Below are 4,279 nucleotides of genomic sequence, written 5' to 3' on the forward strand. Positions count from 1 at the left end.
CGCGCTGGCACCCTGGGGAGGTGCCCGCCGCCGCCCTCGCCGCCGCCGCGCGGCTCGGGCCGTTCTGCGCGGTGGACGACGACGCCGGCCCCGGTGCGGTGGACCTGACCGACGCCGACCGGCTGCTGGACGCCCGCGCAGCCACGGTGTCGGCGGTGCTCGGCCCCGCCGCCGGCGCGCGGGAGGTGCACTCCCTGGTGCACCTCGGCGTGGTCGCCCGGGTGCTCTCACCCGCCCTCGGCGCGGCGGTCGTGTCCGGGGTGCTGCCGGTGCCTGCGTCGGTGGTGCTGCAGCCGGTCGGGTCCAACCCGGTGCCGATGGCCTGGTCGGGCACGCAGGCGGTGCCCGCCCGGACCCCGGACGACGTCGCCGCCGCGCTCGCCGCGCACTGGCTGACCCCGCTCGTCGCCCCCTGGACCGACGCCGTCGCCGCCCGGTCGGTGTCCCGGCGGGTGCTGGCCGGGAACGTGGTCTCCGCACTGCACGGCACCGCCGTCGTGGTGGCCGGCGCCCGGCCGGACCTGGCCGTCCGTACCCGGGCGGTGCTGGACGCGCTGCTGGCCGCGGGCCCGTTGGCCGGCACCGGCGGGTGGCGGCCGGACGGCGGGTTCGCCCGGCGGTCGTGCTGCCTGCTGCACCGGCTGCCCGGGGCGCTGCCCTGCGCGGACTGCGTGCTGGTCGGGCTGCCTGCCTGAGCTACCTGCACGAGTGCGCACCTTCGACGTTGGTGGAGCGGGGAACCCGCCCGTAGCGTCCCGACCGCTGCGGTGCAGGGAAGCCGGTGGGAGTCCGGCGCGGTCCTCGCCACCGTGACCCGGGTGCCTGCACCCGGCAGCCGGACACCGGCCGCGGCGTCCCCACGAGTGATGGACCAGGAAGGCTCCCCCGATGACCGCTGCCCAGCAGACCTCCCCCCGCACCGCCGTCCCCCGGATGGCCGTGCCGGCCTACGCGTGGGCCCTGGCGCTGCTCGCGCTGTTCGCGCTCTACCTGGTCGCCCAGGACAACGGGGCCGTGCTGGCCTCGGCCGGCGACCTCGCGCACGAGTTCTTCCACGACGCCCGGCACTCGCTGGGCATGCCGTGCCACTGATGGCGGCCGCCCTCGACAGCCCCCGCCAGGAGACCGCCCCCCGCTTCGCGCCGGTGCTCGGCCGCTTCGCCCTCGCCGGCGTCGCGGCGGGTGCGGCATCGGGGCTGTGGGCCCTCGCCGTCACCGAGCGCGCCATCGCGCCCGCACTGGCGGTCGAGGAGGCCCGCGGGGACGGGCACGAGCACGGGGAAGAGCTGGTCAGCCGCGGGACGCAGCTGGTCGGCGGGTTCCTCGGCACCGTCGTCGCCGCGGTCGTGTTCTCCGTCGTCGTGGCCGCGGTCTACGCCGGGGTGCGGCACCGGCTGCCCGGGCGCACCGACGTCGGCCGGGTCGCCGTCCTCACCGCGATCGGGTTCGGCGTGTTCGCGCTGCTGCCCGCGGTGAAGATCCCGGCCAACCCGCCGGCGGTCGGCGACCCGGACACCGTCGGCACCCGGACGGCGATCTACATCGCCGTGCTGGGCGCCGGCGTGGTGACCGCGCTGCTGGTGTCGGCGCTGGTCGGCACGCTGCGGGCCCGCGGGCTGCACCCCTCGGCCGTGGCCGCCGCAGCGGTGCTGGCCGGCCTCGCGCTGGTCGTCGCCACGGTGCTGCTGGTCCCGGACAACCCGGACGGCATCGCCGCCGACGTCCCCGCCGCGGTGGTGTGGGACTTCCGGCTGGCCTCGCTCGGCCAGCTCGCGGTCATGTGGACCACCCTCGGCCTCGTCGCCGGGTACCTCGTGGACCGTCTCGCCCGCCGCAGATGACGCACCCGTCGCCGTCCACGGGGGTGGCCCGACATCGCTGACGGTGTGCGCACCGGGCAACGGCCGGCCACCGCGCAGGACGTCCGGCCACCCCTGGCGGCTCGCCCTCGGTCGCGCCCCGACACCTCAGGCCTGGGCGAGGGCCTCCAGGCCGTCGTCGAGGTAGGGCAGGCCGGTGGCCTCCACCGGCGGCCGGTGCGCCTGGTCCAGCCCGCGCATCCGGGCCGCGTGCAGGGCCAGCAGCAGGTTCAGCCGCAGCGTCGGGTCGGAGGTGAAGGGCCCGAGCATCCGCTCCAGCTTGCCGATCCGGTAGCGCATCGTGTTGTAGTGGAAGTGCAGCCGGCGGGCGGACTCCGCGACGTTGAGGTTGGTCTCCAGCAGCACCCGCAACGTGTCCCGCAGGTCGGCGGAGTCGGGGTCGGCGGCGTCGGCCAGCTGGCCGAGGACCTCGTCGACGTAGGACCGCAGCTCGGTGGAGTCGGGGATCAGCGACAGCAGCCGGAACACCCCGAGCTGGTCGAAGTGGGTGACGGTGGCCTCGCCGTGGATCTCCTGGCCCACCTGCAGCGCCCGCTGCGCCTGCTGGTGCGCCTCGCCCAGCCCCGACAGCTCCCGGGCCGGCCGGCCGATGCCGGTGGCCAGCACCCGGCCCACCCGCCGCAGCCTCGCGTTGACCCGGCCGGTGACGGCCGCGACCAGGGAGGACAGCTCCTCGGGCGTGCGCCCGTCCAGCGGCAGCACGGTGACGATCTCGGTGGCCAGGCCCGCCACCGCGGCACCGGCGACCTCGCCGTCGATCGCGGCCCGCCAGCCGTCGGCCAGCCGGTCCAGGACGTCCAGCGCCCGGGTGGGGTCGGCGCTGGCGTCGGCGACGGTCTCGGTGGCGGTCACCAGCACCACCACCGGCCCGTCCAGCCGCCAGCCGAAGGACCGGGTGTAGGCCAGCGTGCGCTCGGTGTGCCCGACCGTGCCGCTGACCAGCCGGCGCACCATGTCGCCCTGGAACCGCAGCTCCACCGAGTGCACGGCCTGGTGACGGATCTCCGACAAGGCCGCGATCACCGCACCGCGCTCGAGCACCGCGCCGGCCCCGACCAGCATCGGCCCGTGCCGGTTGACCGCGACCAGCCAGCCGTGCCGCTGGTCACCGGCCATGATCGGCGCGACGGCGTACTCGCCCACCCCGCCGGGCAGCTCGTGGTGGCCGGGCACCAGCAGGATGCCGTCGGCCGGGGACAGGTCGGCGTCGGCCAGCACGTCGGCCGGGGTGACGATGGCCTGGTCGGCGCGGTTCTCCGACAGCCGCCGCGCACTGGGCAGGTCGGAGTAGGCGTCGTCGGCGGCGGCGTCGAGCAGCCACAGCCAGTCGCGGACCTCGGCGACGTCGTCCGAGGGCCCGGCGCTGGTGGTGATCTCGCGGTCCGGGCCCAGGCCGAGCACCGCGGCGCCGTCGAGGATGGTGGCCGCCTGCGCGGTGACCTCGGCCAGCCCGCCACCGGTGAGCGCCACGTCGATGAACTGGTTGTGCATCCGGTCGGCCAGGCTCAGCGCCTGCGCCTGCTTGGACACGATCGCGCCGAAGACCTCGGCCACCACGAGGTCCAGCCGGGAGGTGCGCGGCAGGGCCACCACCGGGAAGCCGCGCCGGTCGGCCTCGTAGCGGACCTCGGCCGGCACCGCGGGCGGGCCCTCGGAGTCGCGGTAGGCCAGGGCCGCCGTGCCCAGTGCGGTCAGCCGCTCGATGAGGGCCCGGCACTGCGCCGGGTCGGCAGGGGGCAGCCGGGCGCCGAGCACCACCAGGACGTCGGGCCCGGCCCCGGCGAGCGGGTCGGCGGGGTCGTCGACGACCACCTGGCGGACCACCCGGCCCGCACCCGCCGCGCCGGCCACCAGGGTGCCGTCGGTGAGCGCGAGCATCTGGGCGACGGACAGGCCCATGCTGTCCTCGAGGGCCGTGCGCTCGGCCGGCGCCACCCGCGACAGCGCCGCTTCCGGCCGCCCGGACACCTGACGCAGCGGAGCCGTCCGGCCACCCTCCGAGGTCAAGCCTCGACCCTGATCACGATCCGTCACCGCGCAGTCCCCCCACGTCCCGTACTCCCCCGGTGGTGCGCCTACATCCTGTCAGAGCTTCCTGGACAAGGCCACGCATTCTTGGCTACATCCGCCATACGGGCCCGGTGGACGCGCCGCATAGGTTCGAGATACGCCCGGCTCCGCCGCGTGGATGGTAGGCCGCCGCACCGCGGCCCTCCTCCCCCGTGGTCGTCGGGGCGGACGGCGGCCCAGGGGGCGACCGCCGGGACCCTCGGGAGGACCCATGCGCACCGCAGAACCGCAGCACACCGCAACCACCCCCGGCCGGGCCGCCCGCGCGGGCGTGCCCACCATCCCGCTCCCCCGGGACGCCGCCCGCTCGGCCCGCACGCCCGCCGGGC

4 protein-coding genes and 1 riboswitch are annotated in these 4,279 nt (G+C 76.8%); of the genes, 3 read left to right on the top strand and 1 reads right to left on the bottom strand.

The genetic code is table 11. The features are described 5' to 3' along the window. The 3 genes from NH342_RS22160 to NH342_RS22170 all read left to right on the top strand — a co-directional run. A partial coding sequence (locus NH342_RS22160; RefSeq protein WP_253018405.1) for a hypothetical protein occupies positions 1-695 on the top strand: 695 nt, incomplete at its 5' end. Positions 696-772: 77 nt separating this feature from the next. Beyond that, positions 773-844: riboswitch (cobalamin riboswitch) on the top strand. Between the two features lie 44 nt (positions 845-888). Next, on the top strand, positions 889-1,092 hold the full coding sequence (locus tag NH342_RS22165; protein WP_253018407.1) for a CbtB-domain containing protein: 204 nt from the start codon (positions 889-891) through the stop codon (positions 1,090-1,092). Next, positions 1,092-1,841 (top strand): CbtA family protein, encoded by a 750-nt coding sequence (locus NH342_RS22170; protein WP_253018409.1) that lies wholly within the window; start codon positions 1,092-1,094, stop codon positions 1,839-1,841. The genes NH342_RS22165 and NH342_RS22170 overlap by 1 nt, the downstream gene beginning before the upstream one ends. A gap of 126 nt (positions 1,842-1,967) precedes the next feature. Here NH342_RS22170 and NH342_RS22175 read toward each other — a convergent pair whose 3' ends face one another. Beyond that, on the bottom strand, positions 1,968-3,848 hold the full coding sequence (locus NH342_RS22175) for a PucR family transcriptional regulator (protein ID WP_253018411.1): 1,881 nt from the start codon (positions 3,846-3,848) through the stop codon (positions 1,968-1,970). Positions 3,849-4,279: the final 431 nt, after the last annotated feature.

It is taken from the genome of Klenkia sp. PcliD-1-E (genome assembly GCF_024124375.1).
Taxonomy (GTDB): domain Bacteria; phylum Actinomycetota; class Actinomycetes; order Mycobacteriales; family Geodermatophilaceae; genus Klenkia.